Below are 26,148 nucleotides of genomic sequence, written 5' to 3'. Positions count from 1 at the left end.
AAATGAACAGACATCGTATCTTCCCGTGTGGAGCAATTTCAGCGGCAGCCGGAATTGCCTCCGCTCACTCTTCTCTTTATCTCTTCCTCGCCTTCAGTTTTTTTCTGTTCTTTATCCTCTGTTTCTTCAAGAAACAAATACTCCTTTTTATCATATGTGCAGCGATATGTATTTTATATTTCACTTCTTTTTCCATAATCGACCATTTCAATACAACGATTTATCATGAAGGCAAATTTCACACGCTCGCTTCTGTTCGGGATATCCCCATAATAGACGGAGACCGGCTTTCTTTCACAGCCGAAACAGATAAGGGAGAAGCTTTGAAAGCGGGCTATACGATCCGGTCTCCACAAGAAAAACGAGAACTCTCAGCTCTTCAGCCGGGAAGCAACTGTGTCATGCAAGGTGAATTAAAAGCACCGAAAAAAGAGACGGTTCCTGGAGCTTTTAATCAAAAAGAATCATTGTATCAAAAAGGGATTCACTGGATTTTTTCGGTTCAGTCCATTAAAAACTGCAAGCCGGGCGGCGGTCTTATGCCATTTCTATTGAATATCCGAAAAGCGGGCCTTGATTTTACAGAAGAAAATATGACGGACCCGGCTGCCGGTATTGCAAGAGCGCTTACTTTCGGAGACCGGTTCCTCATTGAACAAGATGTGCTGGACGGCTATCAGCGTCTTGGGATCATTCACCTTTTAGCGATTTCCGGGCTTCATGTCGGTCTGTTGTCAGCCGCTCTGTTCCACATATTGATTCGCTTCGGTGTCACGAGGGAATGCGCAAAATGGCTGCTCGTTTTCGGGCTGCCCGTTGCCGCAGTTTTGACCGGAGGCGCCCCGTCAGTGATGAGGGCAGTTTTCATGTCTGAAATCTATCTGTTAGCATCACTGTCTAAAAAGAACTTCAAAAGTGCCGATGTGATCAGCATCGCCTGCCTCGGGCTGCTGCTGTATCATCCTTATTTGCTATTTCAAGCCGGATTCCAGCTTTCTTTTGTCGTATCCTTCGTTTTCATTCTTTCAAAAGAGATTTTGATCAGGCCGAAAAGCCGAATCTCTCAGCTGCTATTGGGATCATTTTTGGCTCAGCTCGCTTCCCTCCCGATTCTGCTTTTTCATTTTCAAGAGTTTTCATTTCTCAGCACAGTGATGAATCTGGTTTTTATACCTCTCTATATTTTCATCATCATGCCGTTGTCTTTCGGAAGCCTGTTGGCTTTCATATGTCTTCGTCCCTTGGGGGAGGCGGCAGCCTGTGTGCTTGACCGTCTGCTTGTGTGGAGCCATCAGGCTGTTAAAGCGGTATCTGCTGCGGATATTTTGGTTTTTTCTGCGGTTAAACCGCCGGGTATTTTGTTGTTTTTCTACTTCGCAGCCATTTTTCTGTTTTTGCTATTTCTTGAAAAAGAGATGTCGTTTCGAGCGGTCATGATTCCGTCCTGCCTCCTTGCCGCTGTGTTTGTGATTCACATATGTCTGCCTCAGATTGCAGGAGAAGGAGAGGTCACAATGCTTGATATCGGCCAAGGGGACAGCATGTATGTCAGCGCTTCCGGTCGGAATGGCACGGTTTTCATCGATACGGGAGGAACCGTATCCTTCCGGAAAGAGCGGTGGAGAAAGCGGAAGAAGGATTTTTCACTGGGGGAGAGCGTATTAATGCCTTTTCTGGCATCCAAAGGAGTCAAGAAGCTCGATGCTCTGATTTTGACCCATGCCGATCAGGATCATATTGGCGAAGCACAGGTGCTGATCCAAAAACATAAAGTCAAGCAATTGATTGTGCCGAAAGGCTTCGCGGCCGAATCTTCTGATGAAAAGCTGCTTCGCCTTGCCTTGGAGGAAGGCGTCAAGGTGAATGTAGCCAAAAGAGGTGACATCCTTCATATTGGCAATCTTGAATTTTACGTTCTTTCACCGAAAGAGGCGGACAAAAACAGCAAAAACAATGGTTCCCTCGTATTGTGGATGAAAGCGGGCGGATTTTCGTGGCTGTTAACGGGCGATTTGGAGAAGGAAGGTGAAATGGAAATCATGAAAGAGTATCCGAATCTTAAAGCGGATATTTTAAAAGTCGGTCACCATGGAAGCAAAGGTTCAACGGGGGAAGAGCTGATCAAGCAAATTGAGCCGAAAGCCGCCATCATTTCGGCGGGGGAGCACAACCGCTACGGGCATCCCCACGGGGAAGTGCTGGATATCTTAAACGGCCACCATGTGAAGGTATTCAGAACAGATCGGCACGGTTCGATTCAGTACCTATTTCGAAGCGGGAACGGAACGTTTTTGCTTCATCCTCCATATGATAAAGTACATTCCCCGCAAGAAAAAAAGACTGCTGAAAAACAGCAGTCGTCAAAAAGCCGCTTCCCTGACGGAGAGTAAAGCGGTGTCCATGACTTGGCTTGGTTAAGCGGCCAGATGTATAACAGTAGCGATAATAAACATTGTAGCGAAAAAGCCAAAAGACACGATAAAACCGACACCCGAATCTACAAGATCGTTACGTTTGCTTTGCACGTCTTTTTCAAATTCATTCACAATTTACCCCTCCTATTGATATCCAGTATAATTCAATTCTTTGCAAAAATCTAGGAGCTTCATGCAACCGTTTTCTAAAATTTATGAACATCGTCTTCTATAAACTGACCCGGGGGTTTATGGAAGGCGTTTATTATAAATGAGAGAGCGGGTGACTCCGCTTCTCTCTTTACTAATTGCAAAACACGCTTTAGGATAGAAAGGAAGGATGAAAGAGGGGAAAGTGCAGATGACGGTATTTGATGTTTGGAAAAGCTTAAAAAAAGGCGACATTCATCCTGTTTATTGTTTATACGGGAAAGAGACGTATCTTCTGCAGGAGACGGTTCAAAGGATCAGACAAGCTGTCGTTGATGAAGAGACGAAGGATTTCAACCTTTCCGTATTTGATTTGGAAGAAGAGGCATTGGATCTCGCTGTTGAAGATGCTGAAACTTTTCCGTTTATGGGGGAGAAGCGTCTTGTTGTTGCTAAAAACCCGTCTTTTTTAACAGCTGAAAAAAAGAAAGACAAAATGGAGCATAACCTCGGGAGCCTGGAGGACTATATTGCGCAGCCGGCGCCTTATTCCGTTTTTGTTCTGCTCGCTCCTTATGAGAAGCTTGATGAGAGGAAAAAGCTGACCAAGCTGTTGAAAAAACATGCCCAAATGGTCGAAGCAAAAGAACTGAACGGCCGGGAAACGGCTGATTTTATCGCAGGGCTTGCAAAATCAGAAGGGAAGCTCATTGAACGAGAAGCGGCAGAGGAGCTTGTCATCCTGTGTAATGCCAGCCTGTCGGCTATTGCCCAAGAGGTGAAAAAGCTTAGTACATATATCGGCGAACGGGATTCGATCACGCTTGAAGACGTCAAAAAACTCGTTGCCAGAGGTCTCGAGCAAAACATTTTTGAATTGATCAACAAGATTGTGAACCGGAAGCGTACAGAAGCGCTGCAGATTTTCTATGATCTGTTAAAACAAAATGAAGAACCGATCAAAATGATGGCGCTGATCGCCAACCAGTTCAGGCTTTTGATGCAGACCAAATACTTTTCGCAGCAGGGGTACGGGCAAAAGCAGATCGCCTCAAACCTCAAAGTTCACCCGTTCAGGGTTAAGCTCGCGATCGACCAGGCGAGGTTGTTTTCTGAAGAAGAGCTGAAAAGCATCATCGAGCATCTCGCCGTTATGGATTATGAAATGAAAACAGGAAAAAAGGACAAGCAGCTTTTGCTTGAGCTGTTTTTACTCAAGCTTTTGCAGTCCGATTGAAAAAACGGCTCTCTAATCTAAGCGAGCCGTCAGGCTGTCGAGAAAATCCCGACAGCCTTTTCACTTGTTCATTTTTTTCCCGCTGCTCTTTTGTCAGCCGCCGTTTTCTTGCTTCCGTCTCTTGTTGTATATTTCATGCGCTTTGTGAGACACTCCGGCATTTTCTTTAGAAACTTGCCGTAGACGATCCTCAGTATACCTTTATAATCGGCAAGCTTCACCTTTAGGAGATAGAATATATTTTGCATACCGCTTCGCTTCGGCTTTGAGGATATGATCATTAGGATTGTGGGATGTAAAAGCTGGAAGAAACGTGCCGTGGCATCGAATAATAGTACCCTCAATCGGCCGTAAATACTCTTCTACAGTGAACATATTGCGGCCCCCAACGCGATATTCCTCTTCCGCTCCGCCTGTTGTCGTAACAACCATGAATTCTTTGCCTTTCAAGTTTTCGCCTCCGGGGCCGTGCGCCCAGCCGTATGTCAGCACATCATCAAACCATTTTTTCAAAAGAGGCGGACAGCTGAACCAATAAAATGGAAACTGAAGAACGATCCGGTCATATTCAAGTAATAATTGCTGTTCTTTTTCAACATCGATACTCCAATTCTGATATTCCTGATACAAATCACGAATAAAGATATCAGGGTGATTTTTTAATTCGCTCATTAGTGCCTTGTTCCACTTGGAGTCCTTCAGATTTGGATGTGCTATAATTACCATTATTTTCATAAACATCTTCCTTTACGTTTTTTGTTTTCCTTGAATCTTTCTTCGTCCCAATTATTACGATTATTGTTGACTTTGCAAAGTACGCTTTTTTTTCGTACATAGACCTTTAAACCGTACTATTGACGGTAAAAGAATTTTTTAAGTCAGTACGGTAAACCGTACTATGTATGTAAAATAAGAGTACTACCGCGAACCAGGATTATATGGTACCGTAACTGATATCATGAATACCGAATCGGGAGTTGATATAGATGAAGTCAAAAGTCCGGGAAATGAAGACGACGGAAGGTATCATCATAACATTGGCCGCCATAGGAGGAAAATGGAAGCCGCTGATCCTGTTTATATTACTTCATGAAGGCACCAAACGCTTCGGAGAGCTAAGGCGGATGCTCCCTGGGGTTACACAAGGGATGCTGACCAACCAGCTTCGGGAGCTCGAACATGATGGTCTCGTCAAACGGCAAGTTTATCAGGAAATCCCCCCGAAGGTTGAATATAGTTTAACCGAGCATGGAAATACGTTGGCGCCGGTGTTGACCGATATGTGCAGTTGGGGATATAAGCATCTCGACTTTGTGAAGAAATTAAGTGATGAAGAGGAATAAGAAAGGGCAGGAAAGATAAAACCGAAAACATTGAAAGTCTGCAGGCTGTAAAAAGGGTGAAAATAAATAATTGAGAAAGGGAGGAATGAAAAAATGACAACGTTAAAAAAGAATTTAAGGACTTGCAGCGAAGGACACGAGTATTATAAGAGCAGTGATTGTCCTGTTTGCCCGATTTGTGAGCAACAACGCAAACCTGACGACGGATTTCTTTCATTGCTTTCTGCACCTGCCAGACGAGCTTTGGAACACAATGGAATCACTTCTTTGCAGCTTCTATCAAAATACAGCGAAAAAGAGATTTTGAAATTTCACGGTATGGGACCGGCATCTTTGCCTAAATTACGGGGTGCTTTGAAGGAAAAAGGGTTATCTTTTAAAAGTTAAACTCCATGAATGATTATTCTTGTACATAGCAAGGGAACTTCCTTTTTCGGAAGTTCCCTCATTTTGTATAAAAATCAATAATTATATATTTGAATGAAAACAGCTGCCCGAAGACAGCCTCATTAAAACAAAAAATAGCTCCGTGCGAGTGGAACATGGCTGACAGGCTGGCATGAAAGCTTCTCCCTGTAGGCACACACCTGAATCGCGCTATTTTTGCGGTCTGACGGCTTCTCATCTAAGAGAGCCGTTTTTTATGATGGCAAGCAAAAAAGCTTGGCATGGCCAAGCTTTCTATTATGCAGAAAGTCCGTTCACTTTTTTCGCTAGGTTTGATTTGTAACGAGCTGCGGTGTTTTTGTGGACAAGACCTTTTTTAGCTGCTTTATCGATTTTCTTTGCTGCTGCAGATAGAGCTGCTTTCGCTTTGTCTGCTTCGTTGTTGCTTACGAAAGTTTCAACTTGTTTCATAGCAGTGCGCATTGCAGATTTGATTGTTGCGTTGTGCGCGCGGCGCTCGTTGTTTGTTTTTGTGCGTTTGATCGCTGATTTAATGTTTGGCAATGTGTTTCACCTCCTAAGACATAACCTCTGTTCCTTTTCTATAGGTTAGATCTCAACAATAGAACAAATTGTATTCTATCAAACACACCCTTAGATTGCAATATAAATGTAAAGTATTTTTATTTGAAAGCTCCGTTTCGCGGGAATGTTTGCAGACCTTGTGGGCACACTAACACCAGTTATGTTTTTGGAGGGAATGCAAATATGGAGAAAAAGAAGCTCGATTTAAGTCAATATTCAGTCCGGACAGACTTAGCCGTGGAAGCGAGGGATCTGGCGGAGGAAAAGGAAGCTTCTCCAAAGAAAGAGCTGAAAGGGTTTACAGTCAAAGAATACGAAAAAGACGGGATCAAAATTCAGACGATGGACATTGATGAAGAAGGAGCGAAGCTGTCGGGGAAAAAAGCCGGCCGCTATTTAACCTTTGAAACACAAGGGATCAGACAGCAGGATTCCGTATTGCAGGAAAAAGTCGTCGATGTCTTCGCAAAGGAATTTTCCGCGTTTCTCGATTATTTGGGCATTCCGCGGGATGCCAGCTGCTTAATCGTCGGGCTTGGCAACTGGAATGTCACGCCCGACTCGCTCGGCCCCCTGGTGACGGAGAACCTTCTCGTGACGAGGCACCTGTTTCAGCTGCAGCCCGAAAATGTAGAGGAAGGCTACCGTCCGGTGAGTGCGCTTTCCCCGGGAGTCATGGGCTTGACCGGAATTGAAACGAGCGACATTATCCAAGGGGTGATCGATCGCTCAAAGCCCGATTTTGTCATCGCCATTGATGCGCTGGCATCAAGAGGGATCGAGCGTGTGAATTCTACCATTCAAATTTCAGACAGCGGGATACATCCCGGGTCTGGCGTGGGGAATAAAAGAAAAGAGTTAAGCGAGGATACGCTCGGCATTCCGGTCATCGCCATCGGTGTTCCGACAGTGGTCGATGCCGTCACGATCACGAGCGATACGATTGATTACATGCTGAAGCATTTTGGAAGAGAGATGAGAGATGACAGTCCGTCCAGGTCGCTCGTTCCCGCGGGGATGAGCTTTGGGAAAAGAAAGGTCCTCACCGAAGAAGACCTTCCTGATGAAGAGCACTGCAAATCGTTTCTCGGTATAGTCGGAGGCCTCGGAGAGGATGAAAAAAGGCAGCTGATCCATGAAGTCCTCGCTCCGCTCGGCCATAACTTAATGGTGACCCCTAAAGAGGTCGATACATTTATCGATGATATGGCAAATGTGATTGCAAACGGTCTGAACACAGCGCTTCATGAAAATGTATCGCAGGACAATAAAGGAATGTACAACCACTAAGATCAAGGCGGCTGACCAGGCCGCTTTTTTTCATGACATTTAGCATTACCGGAACTTGTTCTACTTCCTCTATCTTGGACATAGTCTATTTACTAGACAAGCTCTGGAGGGATTTACAATGAGAAAAAGAGGCAGGAATCGTCAGTTTGTGCTGGCTGTAAATGGAAGAAGTGCGGTTAAGACAGTATTCTTATTTATCGTCAGCCTGCTGCTCGTTTTTATATTATCAGGCGTGCTGACATCGCTGCGTCCTGAGTTAAGGCCGTCTTCATCGTTGTACCGGGTGACTGATGAACTGGGGGGCGAGACCTTCGGGCTCATTTTGGGAATGGAAAACCACTACTTTGCATCAGAATTGCCGGAACCGAATAAGCGCTTTGAGCTTTCCCCCCTCGTTCTGAAGCTGGCGACCAGCATTAATTTGAAAGATCCGCGAAGTTTTCTCGGACGGGAGCTTCCGGGCTTCTCTCATTTTGACTCAGAAATCCTCATTGCCGGGCAAGGGACGGATTATACGAATATGCCGTCAGAATCTCCGCCGCCGACTGAGGTCTTAAAAGAGGAGAGAGAAGCGAATCTTGCAGAGCTTGAGGGGAAGCAGAAAAAGAAAACAGGGGAGGAAAAACCCCCTGAACAATCGACGGGCGGCCGCAAAGTCGTATTTATCTACAATACGCACAATACGGAATCGTATCTCCCCTTTTTAAAAGGTGAGACAAAACCTGATCGGGCGATTCATTCGAAAGCAAATGTTACGCTTGTCAGCGATATGCTCGCAAATGCGATGAAGTCGCAGGGTGTCGGGGCAATGGTTGATAAAACCGATTTTCAGGCGAATTTGCGGAAAAAAGGCTGGGCCTATGCCCGTTCCTATGATGAATCAAGGCCGGTCGTCAAAGAGGCGATGGCTCAAAACAAAGATTTGCAGTATTTTATCGATATTCACAGGGATTCGCAGCGGAAGAAAGCGACAACCGCAACAGTCAAAGGAAAGAGCTATGCACGCGTTGCATTTGTGCTCGGCAAAAAGAGCTCTAATTTCGAAGCGAACTTAAAGCTCGCAAAAGAGCTGCATGAACGGCTCGAAAAAAAATACCCGGGTTTGAGCCGCGGTGTTATATCTAAGGGAGCTGCCGGGGATAATGGCATATATAATCAGGATTTAAACGAAAGATCCGTCTTAATCGAATTTGGCGGCGTTGATAATAACCGCGAAGAGCTGGAGCGGGCTGCAGAAGCGATGGCGGATGTATTCAGCGAGATGTACTGGAATGCTGAAAAAGTTGATGCAGACTCCGGTGAAGACGATAAGAAAAAACAATAGGAGCAGGTGATCGAAGTGGCTTCTTTTATGGGAAAATGCATATTGGCTTGCGCTGTCATGTTTTTCGGCGTTCTTCTCGGCATGCAGCAGGCGAACAACGGAATGATTGAAATGAAAGGGTACGAGGACCCTGATTTAAAAGCAGCGCTCAGCATATCTGAAGGGGATGCGAAAGAGGCGTCAGTCCTCGGCCATCAAATCGATTTGAAGGAAAAACAAAAAGAGCTGGAACAGCTGGAAGCTTTCAACCTCTTTTCCTCGGCCGGCCGAGCCCTGGCCGATTCGGTCACAAACACAGCCCGTTCATTGTATGACTGGGTAAAGGAAAAAACGGAATAAGCAAAAGAAAAAACGAGCCGGATGCAGGACTCGTTTTTTCTGTTTCGGGTTTAGAAAGCATATGTGACTTAGCATTGAATCTTCACAACCCTATTGATATAATCTAAGCTAGCGCATATTGCGTTTCATAGTAGGAGTGATTAGTGTGACAGATAAAGAAAAACGATTACAAAGGCAGTCGAGAATCCGAAATTTCTCTATTATCGCCCATATCGACCACGGCAAGTCAACGCTTGCGGATCGAATCTTGGAAAAAACGGCGGCAATCACTCAAAGGGAAATGAAAGAACAGCTCCTCGACTCAATGGATTTGGAACGTGAAAGAGGAATCACCATTAAACTGAACTCCGTACAGCTGAAATATCAGGCGAAGGACGGAGAGGAATATATTTTTCATCTGATCGATACCCCGGGACACGTCGATTTTACGTATGAGGTTTCGAGAAGCCTTGCCGCATGCGAAGGCGCGATTCTCGTCGTCGACGCCGCACAGGGAATCGAGGCGCAAACGCTGGCGAACGTTTACCTTGCGCTTGACAACGACCTTGAAATCCTGCCGGTCATTAATAAAATCGACCTTCCGAGCGCAGAACCCGAACGCGTCCGCCAGGAAGTCGAGGATGTTATCGGTCTTGACGCTTCAGAAGCCGTCCTTGCTTCAGCAAAAGCAGGCATCGGAATTGAAGAAATATTGGAGCAGATCGTTGAAAAGGTTCCGGCACCAAGCGGAGATCCGGAAGCGCCGCTTCAAGCGCTGATCTTTGACTCTCTGTATGATGCATACCGCGGGGTTGTCGCTTATATCAGAGTCGTGCAAGGTACCGTAAAAGCCGGTCAAAAAATCAAGATGATGGCGACCGGAAAAGAATTTGAAGTCACTGAAGTCGGCGTTTTCACACCGAAGGCCGTCCCGGTTGACGAACTGACTGTCGGCGACGTCGGATTCCTGACGGCCGCAATCAAAAACGTCGGAGACACCCGTGTAGGGGATACGATTACGAGCGCGGAAAACCCTGCGCCCGAAGCCCTGCCAGGCTACAGAAAGCTGAATCCGATGGTCTATTGCGGTCTGTATCCGATTGATACAGCGAAATACAACGACTTGCGTGAAGCGCTTGAAAAACTTGAGCTGAACGATTCAGCCCTGCAGTACGAAGCGGAAACGTCCCAGGCTCTCGGATTCGGCTTCCGCTGCGGTTTCTTAGGGATGCTCCACATGGAAATCATCCAGGAGCGGATTGAACGCGAATTCAATATCGATTTGATTACGACGGCTCCGAGCGTTATCTACGACGTGTACATGACAGACGGTGAAAAAATCGTCGTCGATAACCCGTCAAATATGCCTGATCCGCAGAAGATCGACCGGGTGGAAGAACCGTTCGTCAAAGCGACGATGATGGTGCCGAACGACTTTGTCGGAGCGGTCATGGAACTGTGCCAGGGCAAGCGCGGTCAGTTTATCGATATGCAGTACCTTGATGCGAACCGCGTCAGCATTGTCTACGAAATTCCGCTTGCGGAAATCGTCTACGAGTTTTTCGATCAGCTTAAATCAAATACGAAAGGCTATGCATCATTTGATTACGAACTCATCGGATATAAACCGTCCAAGCTCGTGAAAATGGATATTATGCTGAACGGCGAAAAAATCGATGCCCTTTCCTTTATCGTTCACCGCGATTATGCTTATGAACGAGGAAAGGTTATCGTCGAAAAGCTGAAGGAGCTCATTCCGCGCCAGCAGTTTGAAGTGCCTGTCCAGGCAGCCATCGGCACCAAAATTGTCGCCCGTTCAACCATCAAAGCCATGCGCAAAAACGTTTTGGCGAAGTGCTACGGCGGGGATATTTCCAGAAAGCGCAAACTGCTTGAAAAGCAAAAGGAAGGAAAGCGAAGAATGAAACAGGTCGGCTCTGTCGAAGTTCCGCAGGAAGCCTTTATGGCAGTCCTGAAAATGGACGACAGCGGCCCGAAATCATAATCATGAGCTGCCGCAGCGTAACACACTGCGGCTTCTTCCTGTAAAAGAAGGTGAAAACAATGAAAGCAGCATATATCCACATTCCGTTTTGCGAGCACATTTGCCATTATTGCGACTTCAACAAGTTTTTTATTCAATCTCAGCCGGTTGATGAATATTTGCGTTCTTTAGAGAAGGAAATGGCCAATTCAATGGAAGCAGCCGGACATCCGGAGCTGAAAACGATCTTTATCGGGGGAGGAACGCCGACATCGTTGTCTGCAGCGCAGCTCGAACGGCTCCTCGATTCCATTCATCGCATTTTGAAACCGTCCGAAAGCCTTGCTGAATTTGCAGTGGAAGCCAATCCCGACGATTTATCGGCTGAAAAGCTGGACGCTTTAAAAGCTGCCGGTGTCGACAGGCTGAGCTTTGGCGTGCAGACGTTTGAAGACGAGCTGCTAAAAAAAATCGGCAGGGTCCACGAGCAAAAAGATGTGCTCGTTTCCTTTGAAAGAGCGCGAAAGGCGGGGTTTGATAATATCAGCCTTGATCTGATGTTCGGTCTGCCCGGACAAACCATCGGCCACCTCGCTTCATCACTCGATACGGCGCTTGCCCTCGGGGCTGAACACTATTCGGTCTATTCGCTGATCGTCGAACCGAAAACCGTTTTTTATAACTTGATGAAAAAAGGCCGGCTTCACCTGCCGCCGCAGGATCAGGAAGCTGAAATGTACGAACTCGTGATGCGGAAAATGGAAGAAGCGGGCATCGGCCAATACGAAATCAGCAACTACGCCAAAAAAGGATATGAGAGCAAACATAACCTCACATATTGGAACAATGAGGAATATTTCGGTTTTGGCGCGGGCGCACACGGCTATATTAATGGTGAAAGAACGGTAAATGCAGGCCCTGTCAAACACTATATCGACCTGATTGAGCAGTCAGGCTTTCCTTATAAGGAGCAACACAAGGTCACAAAAAATGAACAGATTGAAGAAGAAATGTTTCTCGGTCTTCGAAAAACCGCGGGAATAGACAAAGAGCGCTTTTTCGAAAAATACGGAAGATCTGTTGACGATCTCTTCCCGAAAGTGCTCTATTCGCTGGAAGAAACAGGGCTGATTGTGAACACGAACAAAAATGTGTTTTTAACACATAATGGAAAACTATTGGGGAATGAAGTGTTTCAGGCATTCCTGGGTGAGTTATAATTGACATTTTGATTTCGGTTTGGTAATTTTGATATACAATTAGCACTCAGTTGTGTCGAGTGCTAACAGGGGTGATATGGATGTTAACAAATCGTCAGCTGTTAATCTTGCAGGTTATCGTCAACGATTTCATTCGTTCAGCTCAGCCGGTAGGATCTAGAACGCTTTCCAAAAAGGAAGATATCACATTCAGCTCAGCAACGATCAGAAACGAAATGGCTGACTTGGAAGAGCTCGGTTTTATCGAAAAAACCCACTCATCTTCAGGCCGGATTCCTTCTGAAAAAGGCTATCGCTATTATGTCGATCATTTGCTTTCACCTGGAAAGCTGTCAAAAACGGACTTGAACATTATTCATTCGATTTTCAAAGAAAAAATCTTTGAACTCGAAAAAGCCGTGCAGAAGTCGGCTCAAGTGCTGTCCGACCTGACAAATTATACATCGATTGTCCTCGGTCCGAGACTGAGCGAAAACCATCTCAAACAAATCCAGATTGTACCGGTTCAGCCCAAGAAGGCCGTTGCCATTCTAGTAACGAATACCGGCCATGTCGAGAATAAAACGATTAATTTTCCGGCGGAGGTCAATCTTTCCGATCTCGAAAAGCTGGTGAATATATTAAATGAACGCCTTAGAGGCGTGCCGATCTCAGAGCTGAAAGACAGGATTTTCAAAGAGGTTGTCATCTTCTTAAAATCGCACATCCAAAATTACGATACGATTTTGCATGCGCTCGGCGCAACGCTGGATTCATCTGTTCAAACCGACCGGCTGTTTTTCGGCGGCAAGATTAATATGCTGAATCAGCCCGAATTTCACGATATTGACAGAGTGAAATCGCTATTGTCGCTCATTGAAAAAGAACAGGAGATTCTCCGGCTCTTTCAGTCGACTGAGTCTGGAATCACCATTAAAATCGGCAAAGAAAACGACTATGAAGAAATGGAAAACTGCAGCCTGATTACCGCAACATACACAGTCGGCTCTAAACAGATCGGCTCCATCGCGGTCATCGGGCCGACGCGCATGGACTACTCCCGCGTCGTCGGTTTGCTTCAGCACGTATCATCTGACTTGTCAAAAGCGCTGACAAGTTTGTATGATGGGTAAGGCAGTACCTAAAACAGAGACAGAAGGGAGAAATCCCTTCTTTATCATGAAACTCATCCTTTAAGGGAGGTGAACACAGATGGCAGAAGAAAAACAAACTGAAGAGCTAAACGAACAAGAGGAACTGAACGAGACAGAAGCGGAGACAGCCGAAGCTGAACAAACGGCTGCTGAAGCTGATGCCCCGGCAGAAGACACTCAAACAGAAATGCTTGAAAAACAACTAAAAGAACTTCAAGAACGTCTTGAAGAAAAAGAAAATAAACTTTTACGTGTTCAGGCGGACTTTGAAAACTACAAAAGACGCGCACGCCTTGACCTTGAGGCTGCTGAAAAGTACCGTTCCCAGCGCATCATCAGCGAATTGCTACCGGCGCTTGACAACTTTGAACGCGCACTTCAGATCGATCCTGACAACGAGCAGACGAAAAGCCTGCTTCAAGGGATGGAAATGGTGCACCGTCAAATTTTGGAGGCTCTTAAAAATGAAGGAGTTGAACAGATTCCATCAGTCGGAGAGCAATTTGACCCGAACATGCATCAGGCTGTTATGCAGGTTGAGGATGAAGCGTACGAATCAAACGCAGTCGTTGAGGAACTGCAAAAAGGCTATAAACTTAAGGACCGGGTGATCCGTCCTTCTATGGTAAAAGTCAATCAATAACTACATAGCAGGAGGTAAAAATCATGAGCAAAGTAATCGGAATCGACTTGGGAACAACGAACTCATGCGTTGCAGTGCTTGAAGGCGGAGAGCCGAAAGTCATCCCAAATCCAGAAGGAGCCCGCACGACTCCTTCAGTTGTTGCATTTAAAAACGGAGAGCGCCAGGTGGGTGAAGTGGCGAAACGCCAGTCCATCACGAATCCGAACACGATCATGTCGATCAAGCGCCACATGGGCACGGACTATACAGTTGAAATCGAAGGCAAAAAGTACACGCCGCAAGAAGTGTCTGCCATCGTCCTTCAGCATTTGAAATCATATGCTGAAAGCTATTTGGGCGAAACGGTATCTAAAGCCGTGATCACAGTTCCTGCATACTTCAACGATGCAGAGCGTCAAGCGACAAAAGATGCCGGTAAAATCGCCGGACTTGAAGTTGAGCGGATTATCAACGAGCCGACTGCAGCTGCGCTTGCATACGGCCTGGATAAAACGGAAGAAGATCAGACGATCCTCGTCTACGACCTTGGAGGCGGTACATTCGACGTTTCCATCCTTGAATTGGGAGACGGCGTATTCGAAGTTCGCTCTACAGCGGGTGACAACCGCCTTGGAGGAGACGACTTTGACCAAGTGATCATCGATCATCTCGTCTCAGAATTCAAAAAAGAAAACGGCATCGACCTTTCTAAAGACAAAATGGCGCTTCAGCGCTTAAAAGATGCGGCTGAGAAAGCGAAAAAAGACCTTTCCGGCGTATCTTCTACGCAAATTTCGCTGCCGTTTATCACAGCGGGTGAAGCAGGTCCGCTGCATCTTGAATTGACACTGACCCGCGCGAAATTTGAAGAGATATCTTCACATTTGGTAGAGCGCACAATGGGTCCTGTCCGTCAGGCTCTTCAAGATGCAGGACTTTCTGCAAGCGAAATCGACAAAGTGATCCTTGTCGGCGGATCAACACGTATTCCTGCCGTTCAGGAAGCGATCAAAAAAGAAACTGGAAAAGAAGCGCATAAAGGCGTCAACCCTGACGAAGTCGTAGCCCTTGGTGCAGCCATTCAAGGCGGCGTCATCACAGGCGATGTCAAAGATGTTGTCCTTCTTGACGTAACTCCGCTGTCACTTGGTATCGAAACGATGGGCGGCGTGTTCACGAAGCTGATTGAGCGCAACACGACAATCCCGACAAGCAAGTCCCAAGTGTTCTCAACAGCAGCCGACAACCAAACAGCGGTTGACATCCACGTGCTCCAAGGTGAGCGCCCAATGGCTGCCGACAACAAAACGCTCGGACGCTTCCAGCTTACAGATATCCCACCGGCTCCTCGCGGCGTACCGCAAATCGAAGTGTCATTTGACATCGATAAGAACGGTATCGTCAACGTCAGCGCGAAAGATCTTGGCACTGGCAAAGAGCAAAACATCACGATCAAATCTTCTTCAGGCCTTTCTGACGACGAGATCGAGCGTATGGTGAAAGAAGCTGAAGAAAACGCTGAAGCGGATGAGAAGAAAAAAGAAGAAATCGAACTTCGCAACGAAGCGGATCAGCTTGTCTTCACAACTGAAAAAACGCTGAAGGATCTTGAAGGCAAAGCCGATGAAGCACAAGTGAAAAAAGCGAATGAAGCAAAAGATGCGCTAAAAGCTGCGATCGAGAAAAATGACCTTGATGAAATCAAGGCGAAAAAAGATGAGCTGCAAGCGATCGTCCAAGAGCTTTCAATGAAGCTTTACGAAGAAGCTGCAAAACAAGCTCAAGCTCAGCAAGACGGCGGCGCCGGCGCTAAAAAAGCCGACGACAATGTCGTGGACGCTGAATATGAAGAAGTAAGCGACGACAAAGATCAAAAATAATTGAAATAAAATGTGCTGTGCTTACCCCGGTTTGCACAGCACATGACCTTACAGGCGATGAAAGTCAAAGTCAGGATCTCTTGACTTTGACTTTTTTCTTCCTAAAGGACAAAAGGAATTGAAAAAACATAATTTGAAATGATACAATCTAATTTATGTGAGAAAATCGGGAGTGTGAAGAGATGAGTAAGCGTGATTACTATGAGGTGCTTGGGGTAGGTAAGAGCGCTTCTAAAGATGAGATTAAAAAAGCTTACCGCAAGCTTTCTAAAAAATATCACCCGGACATCAACAAAGAAGCCGGAGCGGATGAAAAATTCAAAGAAGTCAAGGAAGCCTATGAAACACTTTCTGATGACCAAAAACGGGCTCATTACGACCAGTTTGGCCATACCGATCCAAATCAGGGATTCGGCGGCGGAGGTTTCGGCGGCGGCGACTTCGGCGGCTTTGGGTTTGACGATATTTTCTCAAGCATTTTCGGAGGCGGTGCAAGGCGGAGAGACCCGAATGCCCCGAGGCAGGGTGCCGATCTGCAGTATACGATGACACTGTCATTTGAAGAAGCAGCCTTCGGAAAAGAGACGACAATCGAAATTCCGCGTGAAGAAACGTGTGAAACATGCAGCGGCTCTGGTGCAAAACCGGGAACAAAGCCGGAAACATGTTCACACTGCGGCGGATCAGGCCAGCTGAACATGGAGCAGTCGACTCCGTTCGGAAAAGTTGTCAACAGAAGAGTATGTCATTACTGTAATGGAACGGGTAAGCAAATTAAGCACAAATGTTCAACTTGCGGCGGTACAGGAAAAGTGAAAAAACGCAAGAAAATCAATGTCACCATCCCGGCGGGTGTGGATGACGGCCAGCAGCTTCGAGTATCCGGACAGGGTGAACCGGGGATCAACGGCGGTCCGTCAGGTGACTTATTCGTCGTTTTCCGCGTCCAAGAACACGAATTTTTCGAGCGCGATGGAGACGATATTTACTGCGAAATGCCGCTGACATTTGCACAGGCTGCGCTCGGGGACGAAATCGAAGTGCCTACTCTTCACGGTAAAGTAAAATTAAAAGTGCCGGCGGGCACGCAGACAGGCACCAAGTTCCGCTTAAAAGGAAAAGGAGTTGCCAACGTACGCGGGTACGGTCAAGGCGATCAGCACATCGTCGTCCGCGTTGTGACACCGACGAATTTAACAGAAAACCAGAAAAATATTCTCCGCGAATTTGCAGAAGTGAGCGGAAATATGCCGGATGAACAAGAAATGAGTTTTTTCGATAAAGTAAAGCGCGCCTTTAAAGGCGATTAATGATTGGATGAGGAGTTGGTAGTATGAAATGGTCCGAAATCTGCATTCACACGACACATGAAGCGGTTGAGCCCATCTCGAATATTTTACATGAAGCTGGTGCGAGTGGAGTCGTGATTGAGGATCCGCTTGATTTAATTAAAGAGCGTGAGAATGTATACGGAGAAATCTACCAGCTCGATCCCAATGATTATCCTGATGAAGGAGTCATCATCAAAGCGTATCTCCCGATCAACAGCTTTTTGGGGGAGACTGTAGAAGGAATCAAGGAAACCATCAATAATCTGCTGCTGTATGATATTGACCTCGGACGCAACAAAATCACCATCAGCGAGGTTAACGAAGAAGAATGGGCGACAGCATGGAAAAAATATTATCATCCCGTAAAAATTTCTGAGAAATTTACGATTGTTCCGACATGGGAAGAGTACACACCGGTTCATACGGATGAACTCATCATCGAGATGGATCCGGGAATGGCGTTCGGAACAGGCACACACCCGACAACCGTACTTTGCATACAGGCACTCGAAAGGTATGTGAAAGAAGGGGATTCGGTTGTGGATGTCGGAACGGGAACAGGCATTTTAAGCATTGCATCAGCCATGCTTCGCGCCAAACAGGTTGAAGGATATGATCTCGATCCTGTAGCCGTTGAAAGCGCCCGCTTGAACTCCAAGCTCAATAAAGTCAGCGATCATATCGTGATCAAGCAAAATAATCTGCTCGACGGCGTCGAAGGGGAAAAAGACGTCATCGTCGCCAACATCCTGGCCGAGGTCATCTTGCGTTTTACGGATCAGGCATACAGCCTGTTGAAAGACGGCGGTTATTTCATTACTTCGGGGATCATCCAGCAGAAAAAACAGGAAGTCAAAGATGCACTGGTGAAAGAAGGCTTTACGATCGTCGAGGTTCTTTCAATGGAGGACTGGGTCAGCATCATCGCTAAAAAATAATCGTTAGTAGGTGTGACAAGCGTATGCAACGATATTTTATCGAACAATCAAAACAAGAGGTCACAGCCGCACCTTCGTTCTCGATCAAAGGTGAAGACGTACATCACATTGCGACTGTGATGAGGATGTCTCCCGGAGACGAGGTCATTTGCTGTGCAAAAGACGGCCATGAAGCGAAATGCCGGATCGAGTCCGTCACAAAAGAAGAGGTTTTATTGAGCGTAATCGAATGGACGGAGGAAACACGCGAACTGCCCGTCCAGATCCATATTGCAAACGGCCTCCCAAAAGGAGATAAGCTGGAATGGATCATTCAAAAAGGGACAGAGCTCGGTGCAAGCTCGTTTATTCCTTTTCAGGCATCGCGCTCCGTTGTTAAACTTGATGAAAAAAAGGCAAAGAAAAAGCGGGAAAGGTGGGCGAAAATCGCCAAGGAAGCCGCAGAACAGTCCCACAGAAACGCGATTCCCGAAGTGGCGCCGGTTCACACGTTTCAACGTTTGCTTGAGAGCCTTGAGGACTTCGATAAATGTGTCGTTGCATACGAAGAGTCATCAAAGCAAGGCGAGACGAGCCGGTTTCAATCCGTGCTCAAAAGCCTGCCGGAAGGATCATCCGTACTCATGGTGTTCGGTCCTGAAGGCGGATTTTCAGAAGATGAAATTGAGGCGCTTAAAGAAAAAGGAGCCCTCGCCTGCGGGCTTGGTCCGCGGATTTTAAGGGCGGAAACAGCTCCGCTGTACGCGTTGGCGGCAGTTTCTTATCATACAGAGTTATTAAGAGGTGAATAACAATGGCAACCGTTGCATTTCATACACTTGGCTGCAAGGTCAACCATTATGAAACAGAAGCAATCTGGCAGCTTTTCAAAGAAGCCGGCTACGAAAGAAAAGAATTTGAAAGTTCGGCGGACGTATACGTCATTAATACATGCACCGTCACGAATACAGGTGATAAAAAAAGCCGCCAGGTGATCAGACGGGCGATCCGCCAAAATCCTGACGCCGTCATTTGCGTGACAGGGTGCTACGCCCAGACTTCCCCGGCGGAAATCATGGCGATCCCGGGCGTTGATATCGTCGTCGGAACACAAGACCGCGAAAAAATGCTCGGCTATATTAAGCAGTACCAGGAAGAAAGACAGCCGATTAACGGCGTCAGCAATATTATGAAAGCAAGAGTGTTTGAGGAGCTTGATGTTCCTGCATTTACCGACAGAACGCGTGCTTCTTTGAAAATTCAAGAAGGCTGCAACAATTTCTGCACATTCTGCATCATTCCGTGGGCGCGCGGCCTGCTTCGTTCCCGCGACCCTGAGGAAGTCATCCGCCAGGCGCAGCAGCTCGTTGATGCCGGCTATAAAGAAATCGTTTTGACCGGTATCCATACCGGCGGTTATGGAGAAGATATGAAAGACTACAACTTTGCGCAGCTGTTGAAAGAATTGGACAGCCGTGTAAAAGGTCTGAAACGAATCCGTATCTCTTCAATCGAAGCGAGCCAAATTACAGACGAAGTAATCGAAGTGCTTGACCGCTCAGACAAGATCGTCAGACACCTTCACATCCCGCTTCAATCCGGCTCAAACAGCGTTTTAAAGCGGATGAGAAGAAAGTATACGATGGAGTTTTTCGCCGATCGGCTGACGAAACTCAAAAAAGCTCTTCCTGGGCTTGCAGTTACTTCTGATGTGATCGTCGGCTTCCCGGGTGAAACGGAAGAAGAATTTATGGAGACGTACAACTTTATTAAAGAACACAAGTTTTCCGAGCTCCACGTCTTCCCGTACAGCAAACGGACCGGAACCCCGGCAGCACGCATGGACGGCCAGGTTGACGAGAACGTGAAAAACGAAAGGGTTCATAAATTGATCGCTCTTTCAGATCAGCTTGCGAAAGAATACGCATCAGACTATGAAGGCGATGTTCTGGAGATCATTCCGGAAGAGCCGTTCACGGAAACGGGTGAAGACAACCTGTTTGTCGGTTACACGGACAACTATATGAAGGTCGTTTTCGAAGGCTCAGAGGACCTGATCGGCCAGCTTGTTAAAGTGAAGATTTTAGAAGCAGGCTATCCGTACAACAAAGGACAGTTCGTCCGCGTCGCAGAAGATGACGTCCATGAAAACATCCGCTTATCGTCATAAATGATCAATTCAGCCGGTTCACGAAAAAGGTGTTCCGGCTTTTTTTGCGAATATCATAAGCAGACAACCATCTAAAAAGGAGTCAGGACGATGACAAAACAAATTGCGCGAATGATCGATCACACTGTATTAAAGCCCGATACTGTCAAATCCGAAATTGAAACGCTTTGCAAAGAAGCGCGTGTTTACGGTTTTGCCTCCGTTTGCGTGAACCCATGCTGGGTAAAGCTGTGCGCCGAGCTTCTTAAAGATTCAGAGGTGAAAGTATGCACGGTTATCGGCTTTCCTTTAGGTGCAACATCTTCGGAAACAAAAGCTTTTGAAACCAAGCAGGCAATTGCAGACGGGGCCGGTGAAGTTGATATGGTGATCAACATCGGTGCATTAAAAGACTGCGATACTGGAACCGTGGAGCATGACATCAGAGCGGTGACAGACGCGGCCGACGGCAAAGCTCTCGTAAAAGTCATCATAGAGACGTCACTGTTGACGGATGAAGAAAAAAGGCAGGCTTGTGAACTGGCCGTAAAAGCAGGCGCCGACTTTGTCAAAACATCGACCGGTTTTTCCGGAGGCGGTGCGACAGTCCGGGATATTAAACTGATGCGGGACGCTGTCGGCCCTGATATCGGCGTTAAAGCTTCGGGGGGCGTCCGCGATAAGGAAAGCGCCCTTGCCATGATTGAAGCCGGAGCGACGAGAATCGGAGCGAGCGCAGGCGTGTCGATTGTCAAAGGCTTAACAGCGGATGAAGACTACTAATCAAACAAAAACCAGGCGTTTATCGGGCCTGGTTTTTGTTTGGAATAAGAAACATGATCAGCGAATGAAACAGATTTGTGAGCGGCAGAAACAATAGGGACGTGACGACGTTGAACAGCAGGCTGAAATGGGCAATCTGCTGAGCGGGGCTTTCGGACAGTCCGGAGATAAAGCCTGTTATTGATGAGAGCATGGGGTATACAGCTGCTACACCGATGACATTAAACAGCACATGGGCATAAGCCGTTTGCCTGGCTGCAGCTCCGCCTTTGAAAGATGCCATCACGGCTGTGATGCATGTCCCGATATTGGAGCCGAGAACAACACTCATCGCTTCGGTCAAACCGACGACACCTTGATCCATAAAGCTCATCAGGATGCCGACACACGCCGAACTGGAATGAATCATCGCGGTCAAAACGGTGCCGATAATCAAGGCGTAAAGCGGTGAATCTTCGGCAAGCTTCACGATATAAGAGCCCGAGTCTAGCTGTGACAAAGGCACGGCAAGCCGGCTGAAGCCGCTGATACAGAAAAAAATAACCCCCAAGCCGATCATGCTTACGCCCACTTGCCGAACAGAGGATTTTCCGGCAATAAAAAGAACAGCACCTGCGGCAAAAAGGGCAAAAATCAAAAATTCCAGCTTCACCGCTAAAAATTCCGTTGTGAAGGTCGACCCGATGTTTGTCCCCAAAATGAGCGGAATCGAACGTTTAAATGAAAGGGCGCCTACTGAGACAAAGCCAATGACGATTACCATAAATGCCGAGCTGCTTTGCAAAATCCCCGTAAAAACAATGCTGACCAAAAAGGCTTTCACCGGATGATCCGTGAACAGCAGCAGCCGCTTTTCAATTTTTTCAAATGTCAGTGAAATCAAGCCTTTTCTCAGCATGCTCATGCCTTTGAGAAAAAGAACGATCAATAATACGAATAAGATCAAGATCACCATCAGTTTTTCGAACAGCCTCCTTTATAAATATATACAGACAAGCTGCCGAAAACATGACTGAACAATAAAACGATTCTCCTTGGTTGACCTTACCGAAGGCTTATATTATAATGTCAAAGTACATGTTTATATGTATGTCTTTTTTTAAAGCAGTCGATTGGTGTATTCGGAGGGAGGGAAAGAGAATGTCAAAAACGGTCGTTAGAAAAAACGAATCGCTTGAAGATGCTCTTCGTCGCTTCAAACGCAGTGTATCAAAGACAGGTACTTTGCAGGAAGCAAGAAAGCGTGAATTTTATGAAAAACCTAGCGTAAGACGCAAGAAAAAGTCTGAAGCTGCAAGAAAGCGCAAATACTAAAAGAGGGTGGATTTATGAGTCTTCTTGAGCGGCTGAACCAAGATATGAAGCTCTATATGAAAAACCGTGAGAAAGACAAACTAACTGTCATTCGCATGGTCAAAGCTTCGCTTCAAAACGAAGCAATCAAGCTTAAGAAAGACAGGCTGACCGATGATGAAGAACTGACTGTTCTTTCTCGTGAATTAAAACAGCGTAAAGACTCCCTCCATGAATTTTCAAACGCTAATCGTTCAGATTTAGTAGATAAAGTTCAAAAAGAGTTAGACATTCTGGAAGCTTATATGCCTGAACAGCTGACGGAAGAAGAGCTGCTCGACATCGTCAATGAGACGATCGCCGAAGTCGGCGCCTCTTCAAAAGCGGATATGGGCAAGGTGATGAGCGCTGTCATGCCGAAAGTCAAAGGCAAGGCGGACGGCGGTCTCGTCAATAAGCTTGTCAGCAAACAACTGTCTTAAGAAAAAGACGCCTTTTAAGCAATTAAAGGCGTCTTTTTTTGTGCGTGTTCATACAATAGAAAAGTAGTAGAAAGATGAAACCTTTGCTACATGTATAACGTATATAATGTTAATGATAATAGGGGAAGGAGGCTTCAGACATCGTTGCTGCTGAAAAAATTTAGAATTTTTGTTGCTCTGGCCTGCGGTTTTGTTTTATTCTTATTACTAGGCGTTCATTTGACCGTGAAAGCGGATGGAGATACAGTGTATGTCATTCCGATCGAAGAAACGGTTGAAAAAGGGCTTTCAAAGTTTCTTGAGCGCTCTTTTCAAGAAGCGGAAGATATGAATGCCAAACATATCATACTCGATATCAATACCCCCGGCGGAGCGGTCGACGCAGTCCTTGACATGGCTGATACGATACATAACTCCGACATTCCGGTGACAGCTTATGTGAATAGAAGGGCTCTGTCCGCAGGCGCTTACCTCGCCTTGAATGCAGACGATATTTATATGGCGCCCGGCGGGAAAATGGGAGCTGCCGCGATCATTGACACACAGGGAAATGCCGCTGACAAAAAGTCGGAATCGCTGTGGCTGGCTGAAATGGAAGACGCAGCCAAAAAAAACGGACGTGATCCGAAATACGCTCTTGCGATGGCCGATGCAGACGTCGATGCTAAAGAAGTAGGGGCGCCGAAGGGTGAGCTGCTCACTTTAAGCCCTGACAAAGCGCTGGAAGTCGGCTATTCTGAAGGCACAGCATCGAGCCTTGATGATCTTTTGAAAAAGCTGAATTTGAAGGATGCCAAAATCGAGCGTGCCGAGGTAAGCTTTGCCGAAAAGGTGGCCAGGTTCATCACGCATCCGGTCGTGATTCCGATTCTCCTTTCAATCGGAAGCCTCGGGCTGATTGTGGAGCTTTATTCGCCTGGTTTTGGGATCCCCGGCTTTATGGGACTCTCCGCGCTGCTGCTCTTTTTCTACGGTCATCTCGTCGCCGGGCTTGCCGGAATGGAAACGATCCTTCTGTTTGCAGCAGGCATAATTTTAATCATTTTAGAGATTTTTCTGCCGGGCGGAATAGCAGGGATTGCCGGCCTGATCGCGATTGTTGCGAGCCTCTTTTTAGCTTCGGGAAGCTTTAAGGTCATGGCCGTCTCCATTTTGATTGCAACTGCTGTTTCGATAGCGGCATCCATTCTATTGACAAGGGTGTTGGGGAAGCGTATGAAATTTTTTAAAAAATTGATCTTAACCGACTCAACAAGCACGGAAAGCGGATACGTGTCAAATGAAAGCCGGCACGATTTAATTGGTAAAACCGGCGTCACGTATACACCGCTCAGACCGTCCGGAACGGTCATCATCGGCGATGAACGGCTTGATGTCGTATCTGAAGGCTCGTTCACCGCAAAGGACAAGAAAGTGAAAGTGGTTAAAGTGGAAGGCTCACGCATTGTTGTGAGAGAATTATAAATTACATTATTAGGAGGAATATTATGGATCCGTCAACACTGTTTCTTTTACTTATTATCGCAGCCGGAATCATCTTACTAGCTGTCTTCTTTACATTCGTTCCGGTCATGCTGTGGATCTCGGCTTTAGCCGCTGGTGTTAAAATCAGTATTTTCACACTGATCGGAATGAGGCTCCGCCGCGTCATTCCAAACCGCGTGGTGAACCCGCTGATCAAAGCGCATAAAGCGGGACTTGATGTTACCATCAATCAGCTTGAAAGCCACTATCTTGCAGGGGGTAATGTTGACCGGGTTGTCAACGCGCTCATCGCTGCCCAACGTGCAAACATTGAACTCACATTCGCCAGATGTGCGGCCATCGATTTAGCGGGCCGTGACGTGCTTGAAGCCGTTCAAATGAGCGTTAATCCGAAAGTTATCGAAACGCCGTTTATTGCCGGTGTAGCAATGGATGGTATCGAGGTCAAAGCAAAAGCGAGAATCACGGTTCGCGCAAACATCGACCGCCTTGTCGGGGGAGCGGGCGAAGAAACGATTATTGCCCGTGTCGGCGAAGGGATCGTTTCGACAATCGGTTCTTCCGATAATCATAAAAAAGTGCTCGAAAACCCGGATATGATTTCACAAACTGTATTGAGCAAAGGGTTGGATTCAGGCACAGCGTTTGAAATTCTATCGATCGATATTGCTGACGTTGATATCGGCAAAAACATCGGAGCGATTCTGCAGACCGACCAGGCTGAAGCCGATAAAAACATCGCCCAGGCGAAAGCGGAAGAACGCCGCGCCATGGCGGTTGCGCAAGAACAGGAAATGCGCGCCCGCGTCGAAGAAATGCGCGCCAAAGTCGTCGAAGCAGAAGCCGAAGTGCCACTTGCGATGTCTGAAGCTCTCCGCAGCGGAAAAATCGGTGTCATGGACTACCTCAATATGAAAAACATCGACGCCGACACAGACATGCGCGATTCTTTCGGAAAGATGACGAAAGACCAAAATGAAGAGGATCATAAATAAACAAGCCCCTGTAAAAAGGAGGGAGCTCATTGCTTGATATCCTGTTCGACAATCCAATTATCATGGCAGCCATTATCGCAGCCATTTCCTTCATTTTCAACAAACTCGGAAAAAATGATGAAAATGAAGAAACGAAGCGAAAACCGGCGCCAGAACGGCCGAAGACGCAGACGCCGAAACAGACGGCGCAGCGCCGGCCTGCAGAAAATAAAACTGAGCGGCCGGCGGCAGCTGCTGCTGCAAAAAGCGCAGATATGGCTGCAGAGCTCCGCAGAATCAAAGCGGATGCCGAGCGGTCCATGCCGGCCGTTGAACGGACCGTTAAAAAGCAGAGCAGCCGGGTGATCAACCGGAAGCGAGAACTGCTCGATATGAATAAAAACACGATTGTCCAAGGCATTGTCCTCAGCGAAGTATTCGGCCCTCCGCGGTCGAGAAAGCCGCATTACACAATGAGGCGCCGGCCTAAAATTTAAGTATTAGAACCCCCTTCTCATTCATACATATGAGATGAAAGGGGGTTCTTTTTTTATGGCGCAAAGAAAAAACCGCATCAAAGCGTGGCTGACAAGAACACTGGAAATTCCCCCTGATGTCATGATGGATCTTCCGAGAATTACGATGATAGGAAGACTTCACATATATATTGAAAACCACAGAGGGCTTTTGCTTTTCAGCGATACGGAAGTAAGGCTGATGCTCAAACAGGGGCAGTGCATCATTCAAGGCAAAGACTTTGTCATCAAAACGATTTTGCCTGAGGAAATTCTGCTTGAAGGCACGATTGAGCTCGTACGCTATATCGATTCATAAGTCGGGGGGA

The 26,148-nt window shown here is 46.7% G+C and carries 27 protein-coding genes; 23 read left to right on the top strand and 4 right to left on the bottom strand.

Annotated elements, in window-relative coordinates; all coding sequences use genetic code 11:
- Positions 1–2 precede the first annotated feature (2 nt).
- The gene (locus MKX80_RS14170; protein WP_268343013.1) at positions 3–2,390 is read left to right on the top strand and encodes a DNA internalization-related competence protein ComEC/Rec2; all 2,388 of its coding nucleotides are present in this window, start codon (positions 3–5) and stop codon (positions 2,388–2,390) included.
- A gap of 24 nt (positions 2,391–2,414) precedes the next feature.
- On the opposite strand, the gene MKX80_RS14165 is transcribed toward MKX80_RS14170, so the two are convergent.
- Positions 2,415–2,546: a YqzM family protein gene (locus MKX80_RS14165; protein ID WP_003183686.1), complete on the bottom strand. Its 132-nt coding sequence runs from the start codon at positions 2,544–2,546 to the stop codon at positions 2,415–2,417.
- Between the two features lie 229 nt (positions 2,547–2,775).
- Between MKX80_RS14165 and holA the strand changes: the two genes are divergently transcribed.
- Entirely contained in the window at positions 2,776–3,801 is a 1,026-nt protein-coding gene (gene holA / locus MKX80_RS14160) for a DNA polymerase III subunit delta (RefSeq protein ID WP_182070346.1), read from the top strand.
- A gap of 201 nt (positions 3,802–4,002) precedes the next feature.
- Here the strand turns inward: holA and MKX80_RS14155 are convergent, their stop codons facing one another.
- Positions 4,003–4,536: an NAD(P)H-dependent oxidoreductase gene (locus MKX80_RS14155; RefSeq protein ID WP_339227018.1), complete on the bottom strand. Its 534-nt coding sequence runs from the start codon at positions 4,534–4,536 to the stop codon at positions 4,003–4,005.
- A 251-nt stretch (positions 4,537–4,787) separates the two neighbouring features.
- Here MKX80_RS14155 and MKX80_RS14150 point away from each other — a divergent pair, with 251 nt between their 5' ends.
- Positions 4,788–5,144 (top strand): winged helix-turn-helix transcriptional regulator, encoded by a 357-nt coding sequence (locus tag MKX80_RS14150; RefSeq protein WP_154994386.1) that lies wholly within the window; start codon positions 4,788–4,790, stop codon positions 5,142–5,144.
- Positions 5,145–5,237: 93 nt separating this feature from the next.
- Complete coding sequence (locus MKX80_RS14145) at positions 5,238–5,531, top strand: RNA polymerase alpha subunit C-terminal domain-containing protein (protein WP_216930292.1); 294 nt, start codon at positions 5,238–5,240, stop codon at positions 5,529–5,531.
- 297 nt (positions 5,532–5,828) lie between these two features.
- Here the strand turns inward: MKX80_RS14145 and rpsT are convergent, their stop codons facing one another.
- Entirely contained in the window at positions 5,829–6,095 is a 267-nt protein-coding gene (gene rpsT, locus MKX80_RS14140) for a 30S ribosomal protein S20 (RefSeq protein WP_003183682.1), read from the bottom strand.
- Between the two features lie 204 nt (positions 6,096–6,299).
- Between rpsT and gpr the strand changes: the two genes are divergently transcribed.
- The 13 genes from gpr (at position 6,300) to deoC (ending at position 21,070) form a co-directional block, all read left to right on the top strand.
- Positions 6,300–7,406 carry a GPR endopeptidase gene (gpr, locus tag MKX80_RS14135; RefSeq protein ID WP_339227015.1) on the top strand — a complete coding sequence of 369 codons (1,107 nt, stop codon included), beginning with the start codon at positions 6,300–6,302 and terminating at the stop codon, positions 7,404–7,406.
- Positions 7,407–7,524: 118 nt separating this feature from the next.
- Positions 7,525–8,730 carry a stage II sporulation protein P gene (locus tag MKX80_RS14130; RefSeq protein WP_182070349.1) on the top strand — a complete coding sequence of 402 codons (1,206 nt, stop codon included), beginning with the start codon at positions 7,525–7,527 and terminating at the stop codon, positions 8,728–8,730.
- Positions 8,731–8,745: 15 nt separating this feature from the next.
- Positions 8,746–9,069 (top strand): YqxA family protein, encoded by a 324-nt coding sequence (locus MKX80_RS14125; protein ID WP_154994378.1) that lies wholly within the window; start codon positions 8,746–8,748, stop codon positions 9,067–9,069.
- A gap of 145 nt (positions 9,070–9,214) precedes the next feature.
- The gene (gene lepA, locus MKX80_RS14120; RefSeq protein ID WP_075752242.1) at positions 9,215–11,053 is read left to right on the top strand and encodes a translation elongation factor 4; all 1,839 of its coding nucleotides are present in this window, start codon (positions 9,215–9,217) and stop codon (positions 11,051–11,053) included.
- A 59-nt stretch (positions 11,054–11,112) separates the two neighbouring features.
- A complete protein-coding gene (gene hemW, locus MKX80_RS14115; protein WP_268332947.1) occupies positions 11,113–12,252 on the top strand; it encodes a radical SAM family heme chaperone HemW in 1,140 nt (379 codons plus the stop codon).
- Between the two features lie 80 nt (positions 12,253–12,332).
- Positions 12,333–13,364, top strand: coding sequence for a heat-inducible transcriptional repressor HrcA (gene hrcA, locus MKX80_RS14110; protein WP_076791449.1), 1,032 nt, complete (start codon positions 12,333–12,335; stop codon positions 13,362–13,364).
- A gap of 79 nt (positions 13,365–13,443) precedes the next feature.
- Positions 13,444–14,028 (top strand): nucleotide exchange factor GrpE, encoded by a 585-nt coding sequence (grpE, locus tag MKX80_RS14105; protein WP_154994374.1) that lies wholly within the window; start codon positions 13,444–13,446, stop codon positions 14,026–14,028.
- A 23-nt stretch (positions 14,029–14,051) separates the two neighbouring features.
- Positions 14,052–15,890, top strand: coding sequence for a molecular chaperone DnaK (dnaK, locus tag MKX80_RS14100; RefSeq protein ID WP_216930288.1), 1,839 nt, complete (start codon positions 14,052–14,054; stop codon positions 15,888–15,890).
- A 182-nt stretch (positions 15,891–16,072) separates the two neighbouring features.
- Positions 16,073–17,200 (top strand): molecular chaperone DnaJ, encoded by a 1,128-nt coding sequence (dnaJ, locus tag MKX80_RS14095; RefSeq protein WP_020452258.1) that lies wholly within the window; start codon positions 16,073–16,075, stop codon positions 17,198–17,200.
- Positions 17,201–17,223: 23 nt separating this feature from the next.
- Complete coding sequence (prmA, locus tag MKX80_RS14090; RefSeq protein ID WP_075752248.1) at positions 17,224–18,159, top strand: 50S ribosomal protein L11 methyltransferase; 936 nt, start codon at positions 17,224–17,226, stop codon at positions 18,157–18,159.
- A gap of 23 nt (positions 18,160–18,182) precedes the next feature.
- A complete protein-coding gene (locus MKX80_RS14085) occupies positions 18,183–18,950 on the top strand; it encodes a 16S rRNA (uracil(1498)-N(3))-methyltransferase (protein WP_216930286.1) in 768 nt (255 codons plus the stop codon).
- A 2-nt stretch (positions 18,951–18,952) separates the two neighbouring features.
- Positions 18,953–20,308 (top strand): tRNA (N(6)-L-threonylcarbamoyladenosine(37)-C(2))-methylthiotransferase MtaB, encoded by a 1,356-nt coding sequence (gene mtaB / locus MKX80_RS14080; RefSeq protein ID WP_075752251.1) that lies wholly within the window; start codon positions 18,953–18,955, stop codon positions 20,306–20,308.
- Positions 20,309–20,398: 90 nt separating this feature from the next.
- Positions 20,399–21,070: a deoxyribose-phosphate aldolase gene (deoC, locus tag MKX80_RS14075; RefSeq protein WP_182070352.1), complete on the top strand. Its 672-nt coding sequence runs from the start codon at positions 20,399–20,401 to the stop codon at positions 21,068–21,070.
- 19 nt (positions 21,071–21,089) lie between these two features.
- Here deoC and MKX80_RS14070 read toward each other — a convergent pair whose 3' ends face one another.
- Positions 21,090–22,025, bottom strand: coding sequence for a Na/Pi symporter (locus MKX80_RS14070; RefSeq protein WP_268310021.1), 936 nt, complete (start codon positions 22,023–22,025; stop codon positions 21,090–21,092).
- 185 nt (positions 22,026–22,210) lie between these two features.
- Between MKX80_RS14070 and rpsU the strand changes: the two genes are divergently transcribed.
- The 6 genes from rpsU to yqfC all read left to right on the top strand — a co-directional run bounded on the left by rpsU (position 22,211) and on the right by yqfC (position 26,138).
- The gene (gene rpsU, locus MKX80_RS14065) at positions 22,211–22,384 is read left to right on the top strand and encodes a 30S ribosomal protein S21 (protein ID WP_003183654.1); all 174 of its coding nucleotides are present in this window, start codon (positions 22,211–22,213) and stop codon (positions 22,382–22,384) included.
- A gap of 14 nt (positions 22,385–22,398) precedes the next feature.
- A complete protein-coding gene (locus MKX80_RS14060; protein WP_003183651.1) occupies positions 22,399–22,845 on the top strand; it encodes a GatB/YqeY domain-containing protein in 447 nt (148 codons plus the stop codon).
- Between the two features lie 144 nt (positions 22,846–22,989).
- On the top strand, positions 22,990–24,309 hold the full coding sequence (locus MKX80_RS14055) for a nodulation protein NfeD (protein ID WP_154994364.1): 1,320 nt from the start codon (positions 22,990–22,992) through the stop codon (positions 24,307–24,309).
- 23 nt (positions 24,310–24,332) lie between these two features.
- Complete coding sequence (gene floA / locus MKX80_RS14050; RefSeq protein WP_020452249.1) at positions 24,333–25,325, top strand: flotillin-like protein FloA; 993 nt, start codon at positions 24,333–24,335, stop codon at positions 25,323–25,325.
- Between the two features lie 29 nt (positions 25,326–25,354).
- Positions 25,355–25,801 (top strand): hypothetical protein, encoded by a 447-nt coding sequence (locus MKX80_RS14045; RefSeq protein ID WP_154994362.1) that lies wholly within the window; start codon positions 25,355–25,357, stop codon positions 25,799–25,801.
- A 55-nt stretch (positions 25,802–25,856) separates the two neighbouring features.
- Entirely contained in the window at positions 25,857–26,138 is a 282-nt protein-coding gene (gene yqfC / locus MKX80_RS14040; protein ID WP_003183644.1) for a sporulation protein YqfC, read from the top strand.
- Positions 26,139–26,148 lie beyond the last annotated feature (10 nt).

Origin of the sequence: Bacillus sp. FSL K6-0972 (assembly GCF_037976035.1) — a bacterium.
In the GTDB taxonomy this organism is placed as follows: domain Bacteria; phylum Bacillota; class Bacilli; order Bacillales; family Bacillaceae; genus Bacillus; species Bacillus haynesii.
This window is presented reverse-complemented; position numbering and strand designations above follow the sequence as displayed.

Excerpts from the sequence above, each read along its gene's own strand:
- deoC (WP_182070352.1), top strand. The coding sequence starts at position 20,399 with ATGACAAAACAAATTGCGCGAATGATCGATCACACTGTATTAAAGCCC.
- prmA (WP_075752248.1), top strand. The coding sequence starts at position 17,224 with ATGAAATGGTCCGAAATCTGCATTCACACGACACATGAAGCGGTTGAG.
- MKX80_RS14060 (WP_003183651.1), top strand. The coding sequence starts at position 22,399 with ATGAGTCTTCTTGAGCGGCTGAACCAAGATATGAAGCTCTATATGAAA.
- rpsU (WP_003183654.1), top strand. The coding sequence starts at position 22,211 with ATGTCAAAAACGGTCGTTAGAAAAAACGAATCGCTTGAAGATGCTCTT.
- MKX80_RS14130 (WP_182070349.1), top strand. The coding sequence starts at position 7,525 with ATGAGAAAAAGAGGCAGGAATCGTCAGTTTGTGCTGGCTGTAAATGGA.
- MKX80_RS14170 (WP_268343013.1), top strand. The coding sequence starts at position 3 with ATGAACAGACATCGTATCTTCCCGTGTGGAGCAATTTCAGCGGCAGCC.
- MKX80_RS14150 (WP_154994386.1), top strand. The coding sequence starts at position 4,788 with ATGAAGTCAAAAGTCCGGGAAATGAAGACGACGGAAGGTATCATCATA.
- gpr (WP_339227015.1), top strand. The coding sequence starts at position 6,300 with ATGGAGAAAAAGAAGCTCGATTTAAGTCAATATTCAGTCCGGACAGAC.
- MKX80_RS14145 (WP_216930292.1), top strand. The coding sequence starts at position 5,238 with ATGACAACGTTAAAAAAGAATTTAAGGACTTGCAGCGAAGGACACGAG.
- MKX80_RS14155 (WP_339227018.1), bottom strand. The coding sequence starts at position 4,536 with ATGAAAATAATGGTAATTATAGCACATCCAAATCTGAAGGACTCCAAG.
- hrcA (WP_076791449.1), top strand. The coding sequence starts at position 12,333 with ATGTTAACAAATCGTCAGCTGTTAATCTTGCAGGTTATCGTCAACGAT.
- dnaJ (WP_020452258.1), top strand. The coding sequence starts at position 16,073 with ATGAGTAAGCGTGATTACTATGAGGTGCTTGGGGTAGGTAAGAGCGCT.
- MKX80_RS14085 (WP_216930286.1), top strand. The coding sequence starts at position 18,183 with ATGCAACGATATTTTATCGAACAATCAAAACAAGAGGTCACAGCCGCA.
- floA (WP_020452249.1), top strand. The coding sequence starts at position 24,333 with ATGGATCCGTCAACACTGTTTCTTTTACTTATTATCGCAGCCGGAATC.
- yqfC (WP_003183644.1), top strand. The coding sequence starts at position 25,857 with ATGGCGCAAAGAAAAAACCGCATCAAAGCGTGGCTGACAAGAACACTG.
- dnaK (WP_216930288.1), top strand. The coding sequence starts at position 14,052 with ATGAGCAAAGTAATCGGAATCGACTTGGGAACAACGAACTCATGCGTT.
- holA (WP_182070346.1), top strand. The coding sequence starts at position 2,776 with ATGACGGTATTTGATGTTTGGAAAAGCTTAAAAAAAGGCGACATTCAT.
- hemW (WP_268332947.1), top strand. The coding sequence starts at position 11,113 with ATGAAAGCAGCATATATCCACATTCCGTTTTGCGAGCACATTTGCCAT.
- MKX80_RS14070 (WP_268310021.1), bottom strand. The coding sequence starts at position 22,025 with ATGGTGATCTTGATCTTATTCGTATTATTGATCGTTCTTTTTCTCAAA.
- mtaB (WP_075752251.1), top strand. The coding sequence starts at position 18,953 with ATGGCAACCGTTGCATTTCATACACTTGGCTGCAAGGTCAACCATTAT.
- grpE (WP_154994374.1), top strand. The coding sequence starts at position 13,444 with ATGGCAGAAGAAAAACAAACTGAAGAGCTAAACGAACAAGAGGAACTG.